The 22,115-nt window shown below is 40.5% G+C and carries 22 protein-coding genes; 18 read left to right on the forward strand and 4 right to left on the reverse strand.

Going from position 1 to position 22,115, the window contains the following annotated elements; genetic code table 11:
* From D8872_RS06795 to D8872_RS06850, 12 genes are all read left to right on the forward strand, one after another.
* Nucleotides 1-1,351 (forward strand): McrB family protein (locus D8872_RS06795; protein WP_260471686.1); only part of this gene is annotated, 1,351 nt, incomplete at its 5' end.
* Nucleotides 1,314-2,618, forward strand: coding sequence for an McrC family protein (locus tag D8872_RS06800; protein WP_125390398.1), 1,305 nt, complete (start codon nucleotides 1,314-1,316; stop codon nucleotides 2,616-2,618). The genes D8872_RS06795 and D8872_RS06800, both read left to right, overlap by 38 nt.
* Nucleotides 2,619-2,747: 129 nt before the next feature.
* Nucleotides 2,748-3,191, forward strand: a complete 444-nt coding sequence (locus tag D8872_RS06805; RefSeq protein ID WP_125390399.1) for a MarR family winged helix-turn-helix transcriptional regulator — start codon at nucleotides 2,748-2,750, stop codon at nucleotides 3,189-3,191.
* A 3-nt stretch (nucleotides 3,192-3,194) separates the two neighbouring features.
* Complete coding sequence (locus tag D8872_RS06810) at nucleotides 3,195-3,959, forward strand: nuclear transport factor 2 family protein (protein ID WP_125390400.1); 765 nt, start codon at nucleotides 3,195-3,197, stop codon at nucleotides 3,957-3,959.
* A 14-nt stretch (nucleotides 3,960-3,973) separates the two neighbouring features.
* The gene (locus tag D8872_RS06815; protein ID WP_125390401.1) at nucleotides 3,974-4,702 is read left to right on the forward strand and encodes an ABC transporter ATP-binding protein; all 729 of its coding nucleotides are present in this window, start codon (nucleotides 3,974-3,976) and stop codon (nucleotides 4,700-4,702) included.
* On the forward strand, nucleotides 4,695-6,215 hold the full coding sequence (locus D8872_RS06820; protein WP_125390402.1) for an ABC transporter permease/substrate-binding protein: 1,521 nt from the start codon (nucleotides 4,695-4,697) through the stop codon (nucleotides 6,213-6,215). The genes D8872_RS06815 and D8872_RS06820 overlap by 8 nt, the downstream gene beginning before the upstream one ends.
* 137 nt (nucleotides 6,216-6,352) lie before the next feature.
* Nucleotides 6,353-6,670 (forward strand): TfoX/Sxy family protein, encoded by a 318-nt coding sequence (locus D8872_RS06825; RefSeq protein WP_125390403.1) that lies wholly within the window; start codon nucleotides 6,353-6,355, stop codon nucleotides 6,668-6,670.
* Nucleotides 6,671-6,766: 96 nt separating this feature from the next.
* Nucleotides 6,767-7,432, forward strand: a complete 666-nt coding sequence (locus D8872_RS06830) for a SatD family protein (RefSeq protein WP_125390404.1) — start codon at nucleotides 6,767-6,769, stop codon at nucleotides 7,430-7,432.
* Nucleotides 7,429-8,166 carry a DUF3307 domain-containing protein gene (locus tag D8872_RS06835; RefSeq protein ID WP_125390405.1) on the forward strand — a complete coding sequence of 246 codons (738 nt, stop codon included), beginning with the start codon at nucleotides 7,429-7,431 and terminating at the stop codon, nucleotides 8,164-8,166. The genes D8872_RS06830 and D8872_RS06835 overlap by 4 nt, the downstream gene beginning before the upstream one ends.
* A gap of 74 nt (nucleotides 8,167-8,240) precedes the next feature.
* Nucleotides 8,241-8,822, forward strand: a complete 582-nt coding sequence (locus tag D8872_RS06840) for a GrpB family protein (protein ID WP_125390406.1) — start codon at nucleotides 8,241-8,243, stop codon at nucleotides 8,820-8,822.
* A gap of 180 nt (nucleotides 8,823-9,002) precedes the next feature.
* A complete protein-coding gene (locus tag D8872_RS06845; protein ID WP_125390407.1) occupies nucleotides 9,003-9,854 on the forward strand; it encodes an alpha/beta hydrolase in 852 nt (283 codons plus the stop codon).
* Nucleotides 9,855-10,023: 169 nt separating this feature from the next.
* Entirely contained in the window at nucleotides 10,024-11,004 is a 981-nt protein-coding gene (locus D8872_RS06850; RefSeq protein ID WP_125390408.1) for a DUF1002 domain-containing protein, read from the forward strand.
* Between the two features lie 60 nt (nucleotides 11,005-11,064).
* Here D8872_RS06850 and guaA read toward each other — a convergent pair whose 3' ends face one another.
* Complete coding sequence (gene guaA / locus D8872_RS06855) at nucleotides 11,065-12,624, reverse strand: glutamine-hydrolyzing GMP synthase (RefSeq protein ID WP_125390409.1); 1,560 nt, start codon at nucleotides 12,622-12,624, stop codon at nucleotides 11,065-11,067.
* Nucleotides 12,625-12,864: 240 nt separating this feature from the next.
* On the opposite strand from guaA, the gene D8872_RS06860 reads away from it, so the two are divergent.
* The 6 genes from D8872_RS06860 (at nucleotide 12,865) to xerS (ending at nucleotide 18,234) form a co-directional block, all read left to right on the forward strand.
* Entirely contained in the window at nucleotides 12,865-13,563 is a 699-nt protein-coding gene (locus D8872_RS06860) for a GntR family transcriptional regulator (protein WP_045497347.1), read from the forward strand.
* Nucleotides 13,564-13,679: 116 nt separating this feature from the next.
* Nucleotides 13,680-14,012, forward strand: coding sequence for a putative DNA-binding protein (locus D8872_RS06865; protein WP_005590307.1), 333 nt, complete (start codon nucleotides 13,680-13,682; stop codon nucleotides 14,010-14,012).
* Between the two features lie 55 nt (nucleotides 14,013-14,067).
* A complete protein-coding gene (gene ffh / locus D8872_RS06870; RefSeq protein ID WP_125390410.1) occupies nucleotides 14,068-15,636 on the forward strand; it encodes a signal recognition particle protein in 1,569 nt (522 codons plus the stop codon).
* A 61-nt stretch (nucleotides 15,637-15,697) separates the two neighbouring features.
* A complete protein-coding gene (locus D8872_RS06875) occupies nucleotides 15,698-16,486 on the forward strand; it encodes an alpha/beta hydrolase (protein WP_125390411.1) in 789 nt (262 codons plus the stop codon).
* Between the two features lie 53 nt (nucleotides 16,487-16,539).
* Nucleotides 16,540-16,983, forward strand: coding sequence for a MepB family protein (locus tag D8872_RS06880; RefSeq protein ID WP_125390412.1), 444 nt, complete (start codon nucleotides 16,540-16,542; stop codon nucleotides 16,981-16,983).
* Between the two features lie 180 nt (nucleotides 16,984-17,163).
* Nucleotides 17,164-18,234, forward strand: a complete 1,071-nt coding sequence (xerS, locus tag D8872_RS06885; protein WP_125390413.1) for a tyrosine recombinase XerS — start codon at nucleotides 17,164-17,166, stop codon at nucleotides 18,232-18,234.
* A gap of 72 nt (nucleotides 18,235-18,306) precedes the next feature.
* Here the strand turns inward: xerS and D8872_RS06890 are convergent, their stop codons facing one another.
* The 3 genes from D8872_RS06890 to lplA all read right to left on the reverse strand — a co-directional run bounded on the left by D8872_RS06890 (nucleotide 18,307) and on the right by lplA (nucleotide 22,098).
* On the reverse strand, nucleotides 18,307-18,939 hold the full coding sequence (locus tag D8872_RS06890) for an ABC transporter ATP-binding protein (RefSeq protein ID WP_125390414.1): 633 nt from the start codon (nucleotides 18,937-18,939) through the stop codon (nucleotides 18,307-18,309).
* Nucleotide 18,940: 1 nt separating this feature from the next.
* Nucleotides 18,941-20,950, reverse strand: a complete 2,010-nt coding sequence (locus tag D8872_RS06895; protein ID WP_125390415.1) for a DUF1430 domain-containing protein — start codon at nucleotides 20,948-20,950, stop codon at nucleotides 18,941-18,943.
* A 158-nt stretch (nucleotides 20,951-21,108) separates the two neighbouring features.
* On the reverse strand, nucleotides 21,109-22,098 hold the full coding sequence (gene lplA, locus D8872_RS06900; RefSeq protein WP_125390416.1) for a lipoate--protein ligase: 990 nt from the start codon (nucleotides 22,096-22,098) through the stop codon (nucleotides 21,109-21,111).
* Nucleotides 22,099-22,115: the final 17 nt, after the last annotated feature.

The following is a 22,115-nucleotide window of genomic DNA, read 5'->3' on the forward strand; positions in this document are numbered from 1 at the left end:
GCATTGTATTGGTGTTAATTGGTTGAAAGTAGATGGTGGATGGGAATACCAAGGTAAAAAAGGTACAAGACAAACCATCAACTGGGATAGAAATTCCGAACGTATCAATTTATATAAATCTATTCTAAATGGTACATATAGAAAAAATATAGAGAAAGTTGTTATGAATAAAAATATTAATGATTATTTAGATAAATTAAGAAAATCCAAAAACCTCATCCTCCGTGGCGCTCCTGGTACAGGTAAAACCTATCTTGCTAAAGAAATTGCCAAAGAAATAACGGGTAGCAACGAAGACCAAATCGGCTTTGTACAGTTTCACCCGTCTTATGACTATACAGATTTTGTAGAGGGGCTGAGACCAGTTTCAAATGTGGATAGAGCTATTGAGTTTAGATTACAAGATGGTATTTTTAAGAAGTTCTGTCAGAGAGCGAAAGAAGTTCAAAAAACTGGAGGCCAAGATAATTTTGAGGAAGCGTGGGGTAAGCTAACGGATGCTATCAATAAGGAACAGGGGCAATATTTGTTCCCTCGTAGTTCTGTTCCAGCCAGCCTAAACAGTCAAGGGAATGTGAAGTTTGGCTCACCTGTTGCTACTAAAGAAAAAGTTTATCTATTATACAAGGGTGAAGAGACTAATTTAAAGGTCAAATTTTATCAAAAAATTGTTTTGGATCACATGAAAGAAAGTTATGGCTTATCTGATTATGTATCCCCAACGATTGACACAGACAAGAAATTCGTATTCATCATCGATGAAATTAATCGTGGTGAGATTTCTAAGATTTTTGGCGAACTTTTTTTCTCCATTGATCCGGGCTATCGTGGTGAAATGGGGAGTGTTTCTACCCAATATGCTAATCTACAGGAAACTGATGAAAAGTTTTATATCCCCGAAAATGTTTACATCATCGGAACAATGAATGATATTGACCGTTCAGTAGATACCTTCGATTTTGCTATGCGTCGTCGTTTCCGTTTTGTTGAAGTTACTGCTGAAAGCCAGCTATACATTCTAGATAAGAAACTAGACGGACATGAGGAAGAAGCGAAAAAACGTCTAAGAAACTTGAACGCTGCTATCGAAAACGTTCAGGAGTTAAACAGTCATTATCATATCGGACCAAGTTATTTCCTTAAGTTGAAGGATGTAGACTTTGACTATGAATTACTCTGGTCTGATTACCTCAAACCGCTTTTGGAAGATTACTTACGAGGTTCTTATGAAGAAGTTGAAACTTTGGAAACTTTGAAAAAGGCATTTGATAAGACAAGTAATGAGCAAACCAATCAGTCAATAACTAGTGACAATGAAAGCGATGGAAATGACGATACGGATAACAGATAATCAGCAACTTATAAAAAAAGAGGATTTTGTTGAAATCTACCCAAAAATTAGTCAGGTACTTTTAGATAGAACTTTAGAAAGTCTTTCTCAAGAGGATAGTATTTTCATTTTTCCAAATGATTTGAAAAATACTTCTGACTTGGACAAGGGACATAAAATTTTTGAAACTGTCAATCAGAACATTAAGACAGGAAATGTGATTGGTTTTCTGGGTTACGGTCAGGAAAGATTAACGATTTCCTCTCGTTTTTCAAATGCTAATAACGACTATTTTTTACATTATCTCTTGCAGAAGGTCCTCAATATCAATCTCACTAATTTGGATGTTGGTTTATCTAGCGAAGATGAACTCTATCAACTATTGGTTTACCTCTTCCCAAAATATCTGCAAGCGGCTTTGAGAAAAGGGCTTTATAAGGAATACCAGAGGTTTTTCCATAATGATAGCCATGTAAAAGGAGCGATTGATGTAGGAAATCATCTTAAGAAAAATGTTCCTTTTATGGGAAATATTTCCTACACTACTAGAGAGTTTGCTTATGATAATCTATTGATGCAACTGATTCGACACACTATTGAGTATATTAAGAATCAGAAAACAATTGGAAGCGGAGTGTTTGATGCTAATCGTGAAAATGTAACAGAAATTATCCGCGTGACTCCGTCTTATAAACTAGCTGATCGTATTAAGATTATCAGACTGAATCAAACTAAACCTGTTCGTCATGCCTATTTTCGAGAATATAGAAAATTACAGGAACTCTGTCTGTTGATTCTAAGTAGAGAAAAGCACGGTTTAGGACTTCGAGAGCAAAAAATACACGGTGTTCTCTTTGATGTTGCTTGGCTTTGGGAAGAGTATGTCCAGACATTATTGCCAGAAGGTTTTATCCATCCACGAAATAAAGAAAAGACAGATGGCATTTCTGTATTTAGCAGTCATGTTCGAAAGGTTTATCCAGACTTCTATCAAAAAGATTTAAAAATCGTACTAGATGCCAAATATAAAAAGCTAGAATTTACTGAAAAAGGAATCAATCGTGAGGATTTATATCAACTGATTTCCTATGCATACATTTTAGAAGCAAAAACAGCCGGTCTTATTTTCCCAAGCGTGGAGAAGGTTGTTGATAACGACATAGGTAAATTATCAGGTTACGGGGCGCTCTTGAAAAAGTGGTCTATTCTTATTCCTCAAGAAGCTGAAAATTATGACCATTTTGTTCAACAGATACATCAATCGGAAACAATAAATTTTAGATTTTAAAGCAGGTTTAACCTGCTTTTTTTCTTTACCCAGTTTAAAATTATTTCCAAATCGAAATAGTTGACAGTTGAAATGATAAGTGTTACAATAACTTTATTCATTTCGATATAGAAATAAATTGGAGGAAGTATGAAAGACAGTCATTTAGTAGCCTATCATATTCGTTTGTTGAATGGGCGGATTTTTCAAAAGTTACTGAGCCAGGATCCTGAAGCCCTTTATCGCAGTGAACAGGGCAAGATTCTCACCGTTTTATGGAATAGTGAGACAGGTTGCGCTACGGCGACAGACATTACGCTGGCGACAGGACTGGCTAATAATACGCTAACAACCATGATTAAGAAGCTTGAGGAGCAAAATCTGATCACCATCAGTCCATGTGGAATAGACAAGCGAAAAAAATATGTCAAGTTGACGGAGCAAGGTTGGTCCCAGAAAGAAGTTGGCCATCGTGTCAGTCAAAAGTTGGATGCGATTTTTTACAAAGGTTTCTCAGAAGATGAAATTCGCCAGTTTGAAAATTATCAGGAACGTATTTTAGCCAATCTGAAAGAGAAAGCAAATGAGGCATAAATCATGTCAAAACAAGTTGAAAATGCGCAAAATTTATATATTCATGCCATTCAAAACGGTCGTGTTGCCGAGGCTCAGGCTCAGTCTGTAGGAGATATCTACATTCAGCACTCGACAGGTGTGCCAGATGGGAAAGAAGGGTTTGCGGCTTTCTTTGCAAATTTCTTTGAGCGTCATCCCGAGCGTGAGATGAAAATTGTTCGCACCATTGAGGATGGCAATCTGGTCTTTGTTCACGTCCATCAATTTCTCAATGGTGGGGAAGCGCAATGGGTGACGACAGATACTTTACGTTCTGATGAGAATGGACGTATCGTTGAGCATTGGGATGTCATTGACTACTATCGCGCTCCAGAAAATGGCCAATTAGATCAGATTTTTGGGGATTTTGAAATCACGGATTTGGATAAGACAGCAGAAAATAAAAAAAACGTTCGTCGTTTCTTGACAGAAATTTTCCAAAATGGCGAACTAGAGCAGTGGAGTGATTATGTGGCAGAAGATTTGATTCAGCATAATCATGAGATTGGACAAGGAAGTCAGGCTTATAAAGACTATGTAGCTGAGCACGGGGTTGCTTTTGACTTTGTTTTCCAACTTTTGGGACAAGGAAACTATGTGGTCAGCTATGGGCAGACTCAGATTGATGGCGTTGCCTATGCCCAGTATGACATCTTCCGTTTGGAGAATGGCTTGATTGTTGAGCATTGGGACAATAAAGAAGTCATGCCTAAGGTAGAAGACTTGACCAACCGAGGGAAGTTTTAAATTGAGGACAAAGAATGATTGAATATAAAAATGTAGCGCTACGCTACACAGAAAAGGATGTCTTGAGAGATGTCAATTTACGAATTGAGAATGGTGAATTCATGGTTTTAGTTGGGCCATCTGGGTCCGGTAAGACGACCATGATTAAGATGATTAATCGTCTTTTGGAACCTACAGATGGCGATGTTTACATGGATGGCAAGCGCATCAAAGACTATGATGAGCGTGAACTGCGCCTTTCCACAGGGTATGTCTTACAGGCGATTGCCCTCTTTCCCAATTTAACGGTTGCGGAAAATATTGCTCTGATTCCTGAGATGAAGGGATGGAGCAAAGCAAATATTGAGCAGAAGACCGATGAATTGCTAGAGTTAGTCGGCTTACCTGCTGAAGACTATGCTCACCGTATGCCCAGTGAGCTGTCAGGCGGTGAGCAGCAACGGGTGGGAATTGTCCGTGCCATTATCGCACAACCCAAAATCCTGCTGATGGATGAACCTTTTTCGGCCTTGGATGCCATTTCGAGAAAACAACTACAAACTTTGACCAGAGAATTGCACAATGAATTTGGGATGACGACAATCTTTGTGACTCATGATACGGACGAGGCTTTAAAGTTGGGGAATCGGATTGCCGTTCTGCAGGACGGGGAGATTCGTCAAGTGGCGACACCTGAGGAAATCTTATCTGCACCTGCAACCAGCTTCGTAGCAGATTTATTTGGAGGTGTTCAACATGGCTAATTTAATTTCTACCTTTCAAGAGCGCTTTGGTGATTGGGTAACAGCCCTTGGTCAGCACCTCCAGCTCTCTCTTCTGACCTTACTAGTGGCCATCTTCCTGACCATTCCACTCGCTATCTATCTCAATAGTCACAAAAAAACAGCTAATTGGGTACTGCAAATTGCAGGAATCTTTCAAACTATTCCTTCAATGGCCTTGCTGGGACTCTTTATCCCCCTCATGGGGATTGGCACACTGCCGGCACTGACTGCCCTGGTGATCTACGCTATTTTCCCAATTTTAGAAAATACTGTCACGGCTTTGAATGGGATTGATCCTAGTTTAGAGGAAGCTGGAATCGCCTTTGGGATGACCAAGTGGGAACGACTCAAAAAGTTTGAACTGCCTCTAGCTATGCCCGTCATCGTATCAGGAGTTCGGACGGCAACGGTAATGATTATCGGAACAGCAACTCTAGCAGCCCTCGTCGGAGCTGGTGGATTAGGTTCTTTTATCCTTCTAGGAATTGACCGTCGCAATGCCAGTCTAATCTTGATTGGAGCTATTTCCTCTGCAGTTTTGGCCATTCTTTTCAACAGTCTCCTTAAATGGATGGAAAAGGCTAAGCTTCGGACTGTATTTACAGCTTTTGCGGTCTTAATCCTCGGACTAGGCGCTTCTTATACGCCGAGTTTATTACCTAAACAAAGCAAGGATCATCTGGTCATTGCTGGGAAATTGGGGCCAGAGCCAGAAATTCTCATGAATATGTATAAACTCCTCATCGAGGAAAATACGGATATGACTGTGACAGTCAAACCAAACTTTGGTAAGACTGACTTCCTTTATCAAGCACTGAAAAAAGGTGATATTGATATCTATCCTGAGTTTACCGGTACGATTACTGGAACTCTCTTGCAGCCTGCTCCAAAGGTCAGCAATGATGCTGAAGAAGTTTTTGAAGCAGCGCGTGATGGAATCAAAAAACAGGACAATCTAGTCTTGCTCAATCACATGGCTTATCAAAATACCTATGCGATTGCTGTACCCAAGAGTGTCGCCAAAGAATACAATCTTAAAACCATCTCTGATCTTAAAACAGTTCAAGACAAGCTCAAGGCAGGGTTTACCTTGGAATTTAACGACCGTGAAGATGGGAATAAGGGGCTTCAGTCGGTCTATGGACTCAATCTCAATGTATCAACTATGGAGCCAGCTCTTCGCTACCAAGCTATCCAGTCGGGTGATATTCAAATCACGGATGCCTACTCGACTGACGCAGAACTTGCGCGTTATGATTTACAAGTTTTAGAAGATGATAAGCATCTTTTCCCTCCTTATCAAGGAGCGCCTCTCATGAAGGCTGAACTGCTAGAAAAACACCCTGAATTGGAAGGTATTCTCAATAAGCTGGCTGGTAAAATTACAGAAAGCCAGATGAGCCAGATGAATTATCAAGTCGGCATTGAAGGCAAAAAAGCGGAAGCTGTCGCGCGTGATTATCTGGTCAAGGAAGGACTTTTAAAAAAATAAGAAGTAAAAGAGTTAGACTTGTTAGGTCTAGCTTTTTTGCTTACCCGAGGATAGACAGACTACGGATTGAAGAAGATACATCAGCAATCTTCATCCATTTTTGGTATAATAAAGTATCAATTCATGGAGGTGTTCCGATGGCATCTAGTCAAGAATATTTGGATTTGATCCTGAAGCAGCTGCAAGGCTTAGGCCAAGAAATTAGCTTTCGAAAGATGATGGGAGAGTATTTGCTCTATTATCGAGATCGCTTATTCGGCGGGATTTATGACAATCGCTTGCTACTCAAGCCAGTCCAGCCAGCTCTGGTTCTCTTAGAAAATCCAGTCTATGAACTGCCTTATCCAGGTGCAAAGCCGATGCTTTATATAAAAGAAGTAGAAGATGCTGCCTTTCTCTGTAGTTTGATTGAGGCTATCTATCCTGTCTTGCCAGCAGCTAAAAAGAAAAAATAGTCTTTCCGTTCTAATGGATATTTCTAAAATTTTCCGTTTTAATAGACATTTTAAGAATTTTCCTTTATAATGGACTTAAAGGAGGTTTGATCAGCTATGCTTTATATTGCTCTTATTGGAGATTTGATTGAGTCCAAACAGCTAAAAAACCGCAAGCAGGTGCAGCAAGAGTTGCAGGAATTGATGGCGGTGCTAAATCGGGATTATCGAGATTATCTGGTGTCGCCTTTTACAGTAACGACTGGAGACGAGTTTCAGGCTTTGCTGCGGCCTAATCCTGAGATCATGCGGCTCATTGATCAGATTGCCTTAGGCTTTCCTCACCCGATTCGCTTTGGTCTTGGTCTGGGTGAGATTGTGACGGATATCAATCGAGAGCAAAGTATTGGCTCGGACGGTCCAGCCTACTGGAGGGCACGCGCAGCTATTAACGCAGTCCACGAAAAAAATGATTATGGAAGCAGTCGCATAGCTGTATCCTTAGGAGATGAAGAGCTCAGTCAGGCGGTCAATACGGTGCTGGCGGCTGCGTCCTTTATCCAGAGCAAGTGGAATGCTAGCCAGAGAGAGGTGCTCGAGCGGATGCTCATGGAATATATCTATGACGAGAATTTTTCTCATGGGGAAATAGCAGAGCTGCTGCAGATTAGTCCCAGTGCGCTTAGTAAGCGGCTCAAGTCGTCTGGTCTGAAGATCTATCTGAGAAATCGCCGTTTAGCTATGAGAATGATTCTACAGGCAGCAAAGGAGGCTGAACAATGACAAATTTTATGGGATTTTCAGAATTTTTCATGCAGAATCCGATTCTTGTATTGACTTTGCTGGCTCATGTACTAGCTGATTTTCAGCTTCAAAGTCAGAAAATGGCAGACCTCAAAAGCCGGCGGTTGAATTTTTTGATTCTCCACTTGGGAATTGTTCTATTACCCTTGTTTCTCTTGGGGATAATTTCACCTAAGTATCTGCCATATTTCGCCTTGGTCTGGCTCAGCCATGCGCTTATTGACTTCTTGAAATATAAGCTGAATTCTTTGATTGTCCATCGCCAAGCTCAAAAGTCAGCCTTTTTACTGGATCAGCTCTTGCATCTGATGAGCATTTTTACTCTTTATTTTCTCTTAGGACAGCGGCACATTCCAGCTCCTAATTGGCTGTCTGAGCGCTACCTCATGCTGCAGGCTCTCTTTTTCTTCGCCCTTACTGGCAAGCCGATTAATATCCTCTTTAAACTCTTCTTCAGCAAGTATCAGGCAGGAGAAGACAGTGGGGAAACTATTGCGGGGGCTGGTGCCATGATTGGGATTTTGGAACGCTTGATTATGGGACTTTCCCTTATTTTCGGGCAGTTTACTGCCATTGGGTTAGTTTTTACAGCTAAATCTATTGCCCGCTATAATAAGATCTCAGAAAGCCAGTCTTTTGCAGAATACTATCTGATCGGTTCACTCTTTAGCATGATCAGCGTTTTACTGACTTATGGCTTGCTTTATTGGTAATAAAAACTGAGGCTGGGATAGGATTCCCGGTCTTTACTCTAATTCTCGTTTGATACAAGGTAAGGAGAAGTCACATGGCAAAGGCCCTAGAAGATATGTCTTTAGAAGAATTATGGCAGTTGTTCCCGATTTTCTTAGAGGAGCACAATAAGGATTGGGCAGCTTGGTATGTAGAGGAAAGCAGAAGAATAGTAAATTTTTTGCCAGAAAATCAATTGTATAAGATGCATCATATTGGTTCCACATCTATTGAGGGGATATGGGCTAAGCCGATTATAGACCTTCTTTTAGAAATTCCTCGAAGTGAAGATATGGGGAGCATCAAGAGAGAATTGCTAGAGCATGGCTACCTGCTTATGTCAGAGTCAGAAGGTCGCATGTCTTTTAACAAGGGCTATACACTGCAAGGTTTTGCTGAACGAGTTTTTCACTTGCATTTGCGCTACTATGGAGACAATGATGAACTCTATTTCCGAGACTATCTGAAAGATCATCCAGCTGTCGCTAAAGACTACGAGCAGTTAAAATTAATCTTATGGAAAAAGCACGAGCACAATCGTGATGCCTATACAGAAGCTAAAACTGATTTCATCAGGCAGCACACGCAAAAAGCTAAAAAACATTATAAAAGAAAGTATGACGATAAAATTGAATAGCATGATAGTTCTTGGTGCGATGATTGTCTATTCAAGTTAATACGAATAAAAACAAAATAGATCCGATTTAATACAAATTGGATTTCTTTAAATTCTTTTTAAATAGAACACTGTCTTCTTTAGTTGTTTAAGGCTATTAGAAATGTTATAATACGATCCATACAAGATAGGAGGTGGAAAATGAGTAAACGGTCTATCATAGCACTCTCAACTTTTCTGTTCATTGCTCTTGTTAGCTTATTTCTAATCTACAATCGGGAAACCAAAGGATTAAATAGTAGAGACTATATTCAGTCAAGCATACCTACCTTGTTTTTCCACGGTTATGGATCGAGTGCTAATGCTGAAAAGCATATGGCAGAAGCGGCCAGAAAAGCTGGAGTTACTCAAACCATCATCACGGCTACAGTTGATAGTCACGCTCAAGTAACTCTTAAAGGAGAGATAACAAAAGATGCTATCAATCCAATTGTTATGGTTGAGTTCAAAGACAATCGAAATGCCAACTATGCTCAGGATGGAGAGTATGCGGCAGCAGTTGTTAGAGAGTTGCAAGCAAGGTATGGCTTTAGAAAGATGAATTTTGTTGCACATTCTATGGGAAATATGTCTATTTTATTTTACCTATTAGAGCATGCTCGAAATGAAGAACTTCCTCAGTTACAAAAGCAGGTAAATATCGCCAATCATGTCAATGGTTTGGAGGGCATGGATTTGCCAGCTAATTTGACCATTCTAGATAACCATACAGGGCAGCCTAGCGCCATGAGTGATAGCTATCAAAAACTTCTGGGCTTGCGCGAAATTTATCCGCAAGATCAAGTGGATGTTCTCAATATCTATGGAGATTTTAAAAATGAATCGGATGGTTCCGTCTTAAACGTTTCTTCTCGCAGTCTCAAGTATCTTGTAATTGACAATGCCAAGTCCTATCAGGAAAAAAGAGTGACTGGCTCTCTGGCTCAGCATAGCCAGCTGCATGAAAATCCAGAAGTCGATAGATTATTGATTGATTTTCTTTGGGGCAAATGATTTTAAGAAAAGCAGGCTATTCTTCGTCTGTAAGAAAACTTTAAGCATTTTGTACTATTTTGTTCTATGGAAAGTTTTCCTTTCCTAATTTAGTGTGACAGCGCAATCCGCTGATTATAATCGAAGCTTCTCTAAAACCTTATTGTTTAGAGATAGATTGAGGAGTTAAATGAAATTTAAGAAAACATTACTGACAGCAGGAGCTTTTCTAGCTACTCTCTTTACCGTTTCTACAGCAATGGCTGACACAAACGTTCAAAAAGTCATTGACGAAACCTATGTTCAGCCTGAGTATGTCTTGGGCTATTCCTTGGATGACAGTCAAAAAGAGCAAACGCTTCAGCTCTTAGGCTACAATGCATCGAGTGATTCTAAACCTCTGAAGACAATGACACCTGATGTCTATTCAAAGATTATGAATGTGGCAAATGATCCTAGTTTGCAGCTATATTCTTCTGTTAAGATTAAGAAGTTGGGCAACAAGAAGCCGCTTCAAGTTAAGATTGTTACGCCGCAAAACATCACCAAGGTTACAGAGGATATGTATCGCAATGCGGCAGTCACCTTGGGCGTACAGCATGCAGAAATCACAGTAGCAGCACCGATCCCTGTAACTGGAGAAAGCGCCCTGGCTGGTATCTATTACTCACTGGAGGAAAATGGAGCAAGCGTCCCTCAGGAAAATAAAGATTTGGCTCAGGAAGAATTATCCGCACTTTCAAATATCAACGCTGAGAACCAGGGCAAGGAAGGTTACGATGCTGATAAATTGAATGTGGCTTTGACAGATATAAAAACAGCAGTTGCTAATGCTAAAAAGAATAACAGCAACTTGACAGAAGCTGATGTCCGTAAAATCGTTGAAGAAACACTGAAAAACTACGGTCTCAGCAGTTCCGTCACAGCTGACCAAATCAATCTGATTATTAACTTTGCTGTCAATCTTTCAAACAGCGGAGTCATCACAAATTCTGATTTCACAAAGACGCTCACCGACCTGAAAAACAGTATTGTTTCAAAGGCTGGTGACACATTCAATAATATCAACCTTAACTTTGATGCAAACGGACTTCTTGAAGATGGCGGTAATTTCTTCAGCAATATCTGGAATGCAATCGTCAATTTCTTTAAGGGCCTGCTAGGTCAATAAGACTGTCTTTAAAATATAACTAAAAAACCAGCTAGAATCTAGCTGGTTTTTGCGTATTTCTTATTCCCACTCAACAGTTGCAGGTGGTTTGCTGGTAATATCGTAGACGATGCGGTTAACATGGTCAACTTCATTGACGATACGGACAGAGATCTTTTGCAGAACATCCCAAGGAATCTTGGCAAAGTCAGCTGTCATACCATCAATAGAAGTGATAGCGCGAATTGCAATTGTGTAGTCGTAAGTCCTACCGTCGCCCATAACACCTACTGAGCGAACGCCAGTGTTGACAGTGAAGTATTGCCATATGTCGCGGTCAAGACCAGCCTTGGCGATTTCTTCGCGGAGAATAGCGTCTGACTCACGGACAGTTTCCAATTTTTCCTCAGTGATTTCACCCATGACACGAATTGCAAGTCCAGGACCTGGGAATGGCTGCCGCCAGACAATTTCATCCGGCATGCCAAGTTCTGTACCCAAAGCGCGCACTTCATCCTTGTAAAGTGTATTTAGCGGTTCAATCAGCTCAAACTGCATATCTTCTGGCAGGCCGCCAACATTATGGTGAGACTTGATCGTTTGAGCAGTGTCAGTACCAGATTCGATAACGTCAGTATAAAGTGTACCTTGAGCCAAGAATTTTACATCTTTCAGTTTGCTGGCTTCGTCGTCAAAGACATAGACAAACTCGTTTCCGATGATCTTACGTTTTTGCTCAGGATCAGATACGCCAGCAAGTTTGTCAAGGAAACGCTTCGCTGCATCTGCTTTAATGATGTTAAGACCAAATTTTCCGCCCAGCATATCCATGACCTGATCTGCTTCGCCTTTGCGCAAAAGACCGTGATCTACAAAGATACAGATCAATTGATCGCCGATAGCTTTCTGCAAGAGGACACCTACAACAGAAGAGTCAACACCACCTGATAGGCCAAGCAGGACACGTTTGTCACCGACTGTTTCACGAATTTTTTGAATCTGCATATCAATGAAGTTATCCATAGACCAGTCGCCCTTAGCTCCACAGATATTAAGAGCGAAATTGCGCAAAATATCGTAACCGTACTCAGAATGACGAACCTCAGGGTGGAACTGGATTCCGTAGATTTTCTTGTCAGGATTTTCAATAGATGCAAAAGGACAGTCTGCAGATGTACCAGTACGAACAAAGTCTGCAGGAATCTCTGTCACCGCATCACCATGGCTCATCAGGACAAGCTGCTCATCTGGTGTGCCTTCAAAAAGAGGAGAAGTAGCACGTGTCAGTTTGGATTGACCATATTCACGATTGCCGGCATCACCTGCTGGCAATACTTTCCCGCCTAATTTATGAGTCAAAAGCTGCATACCATAGCAAATCCCTAAAATTGGAATCCCCAACTCAAAGATCTCTGGGTCAATATCAAATGAACCTTCTTCATAAACTGAGTTAGGTCCACCTGAAAGGATAATACCAACAGGATGGATAGCACGGACTTCATCCGCTGTGATCTTGTGGCTCTTGAGTTCAGAAAACACACCAATTTCACGGATACGACGTGAAATCAGCTGGTTGTACTGGCTGCCGTAATCAAGCACGATGATTTTTTCAACATCTTGCAATTCAGTTGTAGTTGTCATCTTTTCCCTTTCTTAAAAGAAGTAATCTTTTCCCCTCATTCTATCACAAAAATCGAATTTTTCCAAGGTTATAGGGCTAGCTGCAAGTAAAATAAATGAAAAGCTAGGACATTTGTTCTAAAAAATGATAAACAAATAGGATTTCCCTACATTGATTGATATTTAGTTTGACTTTTAAACTAATTGATAATACAATAAATGTATAAAAAAGCTGCTTAAAATCAGAAAAGAGGGCTATTGATGTTACCTGCTTATGTGAAAATACATGATCAAATAAAAAAAGATATTGACGAGGGTATTTGGGAGATTGGCGAGCGTTTGCCAAGCGAACGTGATCTTGCTGAAACTTTCGAGGTTAGCAGAATGACCCTGCGCCAAGCTATTACGCTTCTGGTGGAGGAAGGGGTGCTAGAGCGGCGAGTCGGCAGCGGGACTTATGTCGCAAGTACACGCGTTCAGGAAAAAATGCGTGGAACAACTAGTTTTACAGAAATTATGAAGTCTCAAGGGAAAATACCATCCAGCCAGCTGATTTCCTACCGTCGGACGCTGCCTAGCGAGCGAGAAGTCGAAAAGCTGGGCATCCATAAGACAGAGAACATCATCCGCATGGAACGGGTTCGCTACGCTGACGATATCCCCGTTGTCTATGAAGTTGCCTCAATTCCAGAGAAATTTATAAAAAATTTCAAAAAAGAAGAAGTGACCAGCCATTTCTTTCAAACCCTGCAAGAGCACGGCTATAAAATTGGCAAGTCCCAACAGACCATTTACGCCCGTTTGGCCAAGGAGAAAATCGCTAAATACCTAGGAATCCCCCGTGGTCATGCCATTTTAGGCTTGACACAAGTTTCTTATTTTGATGATGGAACGGCCTTTGAGTACGTAAAAAGCCAGTATGTCGGCGAACGCTTTGAATTTTATTTGGAAAACAAATAATTACATAATTTAAATTATGTAAAAAAACTGTCGGTCGGCAGTTTTTTTACAATTCTCTATTTTCAAACCTACCGAAAGAGTGGAGTTTAAAGGGATTATTTGGTATAATATTCTTTATGGAAATTGAAAAAACAAATCGAATGAATGCTCTGTTTGAGTTTTACGCGGCTTTGCTAACCGACAAGCAGATGAACTATATTGAGCTCTACTATGCGGATGACTACAGCCTTGCTGAGATTGCCGAGGAGTTTAATGTGAGCCGCCAAGCTGTCTATGACAATATCAAGCGGACAGAGAAAATTCTGGAAGACTACGAAATGAAACTGCACATGTACTCTGACTATATCGTCAGAAGTCAGATTTTCGACCAGATTATGGAGAAATACCCTGATGATCCCTATTTGCAGGAGCAGCTTGCGGTTTTGTCAAGTATTGATAACCGAGAATAAGACGGATAGAAACCTGTCCATTTCCATTATTTGATAATTAAGAGGAGAAACATTTATGGCTTTTGAAAATTTAACTGAACGCTTACAGAACGTCTTTAAAAATCTACGCAGAAAGGGAAAAATTTCTGAAAGTGATATCCAGGAAGCGACCAAAGAGATCCGTCTTGCTCTCTTGGAGGCTGACGTTGCCCTGCCTGTTGTTAAAGATTTTATTAAAAAGATTCGTGAGCGGGCTATTGGACACGAAGTTATTGACACGCTCAATCCAGCTCAACAGATCATCAAGATCGTAGATGAAGAACTAACAGCCATTCTAGGTTCTGATACTGCCGAGATTATCAAGTCACCAAAGATTCCGACTATTATCATGATGGTTGGTTTGCAAGGGGCTGGTAAAACGACCTTTGCAGGTAAATTGGCCAATAAACTCAAGAAAGAAGAAAATGCCCGTCCTTTGATGATTGCGGCGGACATTTACCGTCCAGCGGCTATTGATCAGCTGAAAACACTGGGCCAACAGATTGATGTGCCAGTCTTTGCCTTGGGGACAGAAATTCCAGCAGTAGAGATTGTCCGTCAGGGTTTGGAGCAAGCCAAGGCTAATCACAATGACTATGTCTTGATTGATACGGCTGGTCGCCTACAAATTGACGAGAAACTCATGCAAGAGCTAGCTGATGTCAAGGCTTTAGCACAGCCAAATGAAATTCTGCTGGTTGTCGATGCCATGATTGGTCAGGAAGCAGCAAATGTAGCCCGTGAATTTAACAATCAACTCGAAGTGACCGGGGTTATCCTGACCAAGATTGATGGGGATACCCGTGGTGGTGCAGCTCTGTCAGTCCGTCAGATTACTGGCAAACCCATCAAGTTCACTGGTACCGGTGAAAAGATTACTGATATCGAAACCTTCCACCCAGACCGTATGTCTGGCCGTATCCTCGGTATGGGGGATATGCTGACCCTGATTGAAAAGGCCGCTCAAGAGTACGATGAGAAGAAATCTCTTGAAATGGCTGAAAAAATGCGGGAAAACACCTTTGATTTCAACGATTTCATCGACCAGCTGGACCAAGTGCAGAACATGGGTCCTATGGAAGAATTGCTCAAGATGCTGCCTGGTATGGCCAATAATCCTGCTCTTAAAAACATCAAAGTAGATGAAAAAGAAATTGCCCGTAAACGTGCCATCGTATCCTCTATGACACCAGCCGAGCGGGAAAATCCAGATCTGCTTAACCCAAGCCGTCGTCGTCGGATTGCAGCTGGTTCTGGTAATAGCTTTGTCGAAGTAAATAAGTTTATCAAAGACTTTAACCAAGCTAAACAGATGATGCAGGGCGTCCTATCTGGAGATATGAACAAAATGATGAAACAGATGGGGCTCAATCCTAACAATCTGCCTAAAAATATGCCGGGTGGCATGCCGGATATGTCAGCTTTAGAAGGCATGATGGGCCAAGGCGGTATGCCTGATTTATCTGCTTTAGGCGGAGCAGGTATGCCAGATATGAGTCAACTTTTTGGCGGTGGCCTCAAAGGTAAAGCAGGAGAATTCCTCATGCGCCGCAGCATGAATAAAATGGCCAAGCAAATGAAGAAAAACAAGAAAAAACGGAAGTAATCGCAAACAAGTTACATAATTTATTTTATGTAACTTGTTTTGTACACTTAGGAAAAAAGAAATGAAAAAGTTTATTAAGTACCTGATTCAGCTTTACACCAAAATACAAAACAAACTCCCTTCCCATCCTATCAGCCATCTTCCCTTGAGTAAAGTTGATATTCAGCCAATCATCATGATTCCGGGCAGTTCAGCAACAGAGAATCGTTTTAACAAAATGGTCCAAAAACTCAATCACGGCCAGCATCCACACCATAGTCTGATTCGTATAAAAGTCTGGAATGACAGCCGCATGACTTATCGAGGGCATTTGAAGCTCAAGGATAGAAATCCCATTTTTGTGGTTGGTTTTCAGAATAATCGCGATGGTTACAAAAATATCAAGAAGCAGGCTGCTATGTTCAACGCCGCCATAACTGTTTTGCGAGAGAAGTACTCTTTTACCAGCTTTAAAGGGCTGGGACATTCTAACGGAGGCCTAGTATACACAGCTTTCCTGCAGCAATACCTAGCAAACCATTCTGGATTGGAGATGGAAAAGCTCCTGACTATTGGCAGTCCTTATAATCTGAACAAGAAAAATCTTAATCGTCGAGTCCCAATGTTAGATGACTTTGTAGCCAATCAGGAAAAACTGCCTAAGAAGCTGCAGCATCTATCGATTTTAGGAATATTTTTCCGGGATGGTGACGGAATTGTCCATAGAAGCAGTGTAGAAGCAGGGCGCCTGATTTACAAAGGCAAAATTGCTTCATACAGAGAGACTATCATCGCAGGAAAGGATGCTCATCATTCATCTCTGCCGCAAAATGATCAAGCCATTGATTTAATTAGGGAGTTTTTATTCTAATAATTATATTACATAATTTATTTTGGTGAAAAATTTAGAAAGACAATAAAACAATGAAAATGACAGACATTCTTCATAGGTATTATGGTGACTTTGATCTGATAAATGAAAGATGGAATGAAAACTATGAAAGCATTTTGATTAAGCCAAAGGATGATCAAGAATATAAAAGATGTCGTTTGGCAAAGAAAACACCTAAAAAAGAAGGCTACTTTACAGTCTTTTGGAAAAAAGACCAAGACAACAAAAATATTTCTTATACCGATGAGGACTTGGGTGATGAACTGCTTATTGTCGTGATAGACGGCTGTCATTGCGGTTTATTTATGATTCCCAAAGAGGTGACTATCAGTAAAAAAATTCTTTCTACAAAGGATTGTAAAGGAAAGATGGCTATGCGGTTTTATCCGTCCTGGTGCACAAATTTAAATAAAACAGCTCGGGCAACACAAAAATGGCAACTGGATTATTTTCAAAAAATCGAATTAGAAGAATAAGTTTTAGTGAAACAAGACAGAGTTTAGTTTCTTAATTCTGTCTTGTTTTAATTATCTGTTTTGTAGTAAAGTTAGGTTGCTTACTTCCCTCCAACATCTTTCCGAAAAACTATAATTTTCTTGAAAAATATATCTAGATATGCTATACTTCTTTTATAGAAAAATCATGAGGAAGATAGAATGAAACGTGAAATTTTATTGGAAAGAATTGATAAACTCAAGGCCACTATGCCCTGGTACGTTCTAGAATACTACCAATCCAAGCTGGCGGTACCTTATAGTTTTACGACCTTGTACGAATATCTCAAAGAATACGATCGTTTTTTTCGCTGGGTTTTAGACTCTGGTATATCTGATGTTTCAGAGATTGCTGAGATTCCTCTCTCGGTCTTGGAAAATATGACCAAAAAAGACATGGAAGCCTTCATTCTTTATCTGCGCGAGCGACCGCTTCTCAATGCCAATACAACTCAAAATGGTGTTTCCCAGACAACCATCAATCGGACTCTTTCGGCTTTGTCCAGCCTCTATAAATATTTGACTGAGGAAGTGGAAAATGATCAAGGTGAGCCCTACTTCTATCGAAATGTGATGAAAAAAGTTGCTACTAAGAAGAAAAAGGAAACTCTGGCAGCCCGTGCAGAGAATATTAAGCAGAAGCTCTTTTTAGGGGATGAGACGGAAGAATTTCTCCAATATATCGATACGGAGTACCCTATGAAGCTCTCTAATCGAGCTCTGTCCTCTTTTAACAAAAATAAAGAACGAGATTTAGCCATCATTGCCTTGCTGCTAGCCTCTGGTGTGCGTCTGTCTGAGGCTGTTAATCTGGATCTGAAAGACATCAATCTAAAGATGATGGTTATTGAAGTGACAAGAAAAGGCGGAAAAAGGGACTCTGTCAATGTTGCTGCTTTTGCCAAGCCTTATTTAGAAGAGTATCTGAATATTCGTAGCAAGCGATACAAGGCCGAAAAGACGGATACAGCCTTCTTTTTGACTGAATACCGTGGCACTCCTAATCGAATCGATGCTTCCAGTGTCGAAAAAATGGTGGCCAAGTATTCTGAGGACTTCAAGGTGCGGGTGACGCCTCACAAACTCCGCCATACACTTGCTACACGTTTGTATGATGCAACTAAATCTCAAGTTCTTGTCAGCCACCAGCTAGGACACGCCAGTACACAAGTCACTGACCTCTATACTCATATCGTCAATGACGAGCAAAAGGATGCTCTGGACAAGCTCTAGTTTACAGAACTAAAATTATGACACATGCAACAGTAAATGCTCTATGAACAAAAAATCATAGAGCATTTTTACTTAAATAGTATTTAACCGAATCACTTCATCGGCCTTTTCCCAAATCGCTGGGTTATGCGTTGCAAGAATCATCAATCGGTCGGGCTTTTTCAATGATAAAAGCAAGTTCATAATTTCTTGTGAAGTTTCTGGATCGAGTGCTGCAGTCAATTCATCTGCCAAAATCAAGGGAGGATCCTTGAGGATGACTTTAGCTAAGGCGACACGTTGCGCTTCTCCGCCTGATAATTCATAGATTTTTTGATCGAGTGTGAGATAATTCAATCCCACCTTTTCTAAGACTTCTTCTTCTCGCTGCTTCTTCTCTTGTTTAGTCAATTTTTGACCAATCATTCCAAGTTCTAAATTGGCAGCTACGGTCTCGTTTTCAAGAAGACCAAAGTTTTGAAAGAGATAGCCTAATTCATCCTTAAAAAAGTGATGAGATTTGATTTGCTTAAGCTCTTGCCCTCGGTAGTTGATGATTCCCTTATCATAAGGTTCTAGTTTGGCTAGAATATTGAGTAAGGTTGTTTTGCCACAACCGCTATTTCCGATTAGAGCATAGACCTTTCCTGCTGCAAATTGCAGATTGATATCCTGAAAGACAGTCCGTTCTCCAAATGATTTTGTCAGGTGTTCTATTTTGATCATATTAGGCTCCTTTCAGAATAATGGGCAAGAAATGATCTTCTTTATGCGAGCGGTAAAGGAGAATCAGCCATGCATTGGTCGCAAATAATAAGAGCGTGACGAGAGCGATCCACCATTCCTGTGTGAGAAAGAAAATCAGGACACTACCTAATAGCAGCATGACAATCTCTGATATGAGCATGCTTTGGTGAATTTTCAAAAAGTCCATACCCGCAATCTTCTTCAGGAATATCGGTCTTCTAAACTCTTCAAAATAGAGGAAATTCATGGTGTTAAAGAGTAGAATGGAGGTCGCCATTCCGAAGACACCGCCAGCAATGGCCATGAGGTTCTCTAATTGAATGGATTGCATCATCTGCTGATAGACAGCTGCTGCATAGTCGTATTGACTCACGTTTTTTTCAAGCCCATTCTCAGCTACTAGCTTCTTGCTTTTTTCAAGTCCATCAAAATACAGATAAGAATTGAGTTGAGAGAAATAAGGATTGTCGTAGCCACCAAAGCTTTTAGGTTGAACAACAACCAAAATCGGATCGGTCAAGAATTGCTGATAGTTCATAGGTGTATTGTTATAAATAAAGCGTTTTCGGTTGTTAGGAAGATAGGTCACCCGTGCTTTCATGGGCAACTGACTCTTTCCTTTATCATCTCTAGGAGTCAGATAATCTTCATACCGTTTTTTCAACTCCTCTTCTTGACCCTTCAACTTTTCAGGGAGCAAGAGTCCAAATTCTCCAGCTTGCAAGTGATTCAAGCGCTCTTTTTCCTCAGGGGAAACTGAGATCCTTTGGATATCAAGATAATTTGGAGTGACATACAGGGTATTGGCAAGAGGATCGTAATCTGTGATCGAAAGATTTTTCCCTGTTCTAGGGTCATTCATGAAGCCTTTTGAATCAAAAGATGTGAGCTGATGATGGACCAAGAGACTACCTTTTTCGATGCCAGACTCGATGAGCTTAGACCATTTGGCTCTTTTTTCACTTTGCATCTCTTTATTTGTATTCTGTGAAAGATCCTCCCGATTTACACCAATTTGAACCCAATTCGTCTCTTTAGACCAAGCTACTTTCCCCTCTTGGTAAGTCTGCCAGCTAGAACCATAGATACTGACCCGATGAATAGCAAGGCCAATGAGAGCAACAGCGAGAAATTGACAGGTAAAGAGAAAAACTAAAATCCTTTTTACTGGAATTTTCCCTTTTAAAAGGCTAACCAAGTGCACCGTCTGGATGCTGAATGNAAATATAAAGGACAGGAGAGCAGATACGATGAGCAAGAGCGTATTATAAATGATACTACTTGAAATAATGAAGGAATAGGCAAAGGGGGTTAATTGTAAGCAATAAATCAAAATGATTCCTAGGGCACTGGCTCCAATACATCCTAAAAGCAACTCTCTGCTATCTTCCATGAGAGAACGTCCAAAGAGTTGGTACCGTCTCATCCCTGCAATGTAACGAATCCCTGCACTCCTCAATTCAAGTGTTTTTTGAATAATGGCCAATGCACTAAAGCTAAGAATAAAAATAACCAAGGCTAAGGATTGGGAACCGGAACCAAAAAATGCCATAAAATTCTGCAAGAGATTAGGCTTATTCATGAAAGTCTTTGAGAAACCAAGTTCGTGTAGTTTTTGATCCAACTTTTCGAGTGGTAACTTCCCTGATAGGATATAGTAATTGGTAAGTAAGCTTTCCTTGGAAGCAAATTCTTTACCTGCTTTTTTGATGCCCTTTGGCATCTCTCCCTCTCCGTAGAGATCATAGGAGAACTTGACCTGACCTTGCGAATCCGTTTGTTGAATCTGACGAGCGATTAAACTATTATTTTCCTTTGCTAACTGATCTAAGTTGGACGAAAGCTCCTCATGGGTGGCAGTCCTTTCTTGTTTAAAGACTCCTATCACAGGTAGGCTTCGGTGGATGAGCGTATTTGGTGAAATAAAGGCAATCCAAAGAAGAAAGCTGGTGACAAAAAGATTAGAAAGGATAATAAAGACTCGTTTCATAAGCTCACACTTTCTAAAGAGAGGTTGAAGACAGATACTTCAAGCTTTTCAAACGATTCTATACATCTATAGAATACCATAAAAACAATATATTATAAACTATTTATAGGTAAAACTGAGTTTAAAAAAAGATCCGCAAAAGCGAATCTCTTATGTTTTTATCCCACTACTGCTTCAGCGATTTCTTCACGACTAATACCAGCAAAGTAGCGTGTGATGTCAATAGTTTCTAAAGCTTTAAGGACATCTTCACGTTCGTATTTCACTCCACGAAGGACATCTTCTACAGCTGCAACGTCCTCGATACCAAAGAAGTCACCGTAAATCTTGATATCTTGGATTTTTGATTCAATGACGTTGGCAAAAACTTCAACCTTACCACTGGTGAATTTTGTTCCACGACGGACGTTAAATTCAGGTGATTTGCCGTAGTTCCAGTCCCAAGTACCAAACTTGGTATCCTTGATGCGGTTGATTTCAGCTAATTCTTCTTTTGAGAAGACGTATTCAGTCATCTCTGGGTACTCTTTTTTCATGTATTCCAATAGCAAATCACGAAATTCTTCAACTGTAATTTTCTCTGGTAATTCATCGATAATATTGGTTACACGGGCACGGACGGATTTCACGCCTTTTGATTCAAATTTATCTTTTGAAACCTTGAGGGCATTTGCTAGGACTGACAAATCAACATCAAAGAGCAAGCATCCGTGGTGCATGATACGGCCATTGATATAGGCTTGGGCATTTCCACAGAATTTCTTGCCATCAATCTCAAGGTCGTTACGGCCTGTGAATTCAGCCTTTACACCAAGTTGAGCCAAGGTATTGATTACTGGAGTTGAGAAGCTCTTGAAGTCAAAGGCCTTGTTTTCATCTTCTTTTGAGATGATCGTGTAGTTAAGGTTGTTTAAATCGTGGTAAACGGCTCCACCACCGCTAATGCGGCGCACAACTTCAATACCATGTTCCCGCACATAGTCGCGGTTGATTTCTTCAATAGTATTCTGGTGACGCCCAACAATGATAGATGGTTTATTGATCCAAAGCAGGAAGATTTGATCCTCATCCAAAAGGTGTTTAAAGGCATATTCTTCCAAGGCAATATTAAAGGCAGTGTCGTTTGAATGATTGATAATATATTTCATGATATCCCTTTATACGA

This window comes from Streptococcus cristatus (assembly GCF_003943815.1).
GTDB lineage: Bacteria > Bacillota > Bacilli > Lactobacillales > Streptococcaceae > Streptococcus > Streptococcus cristatus_F.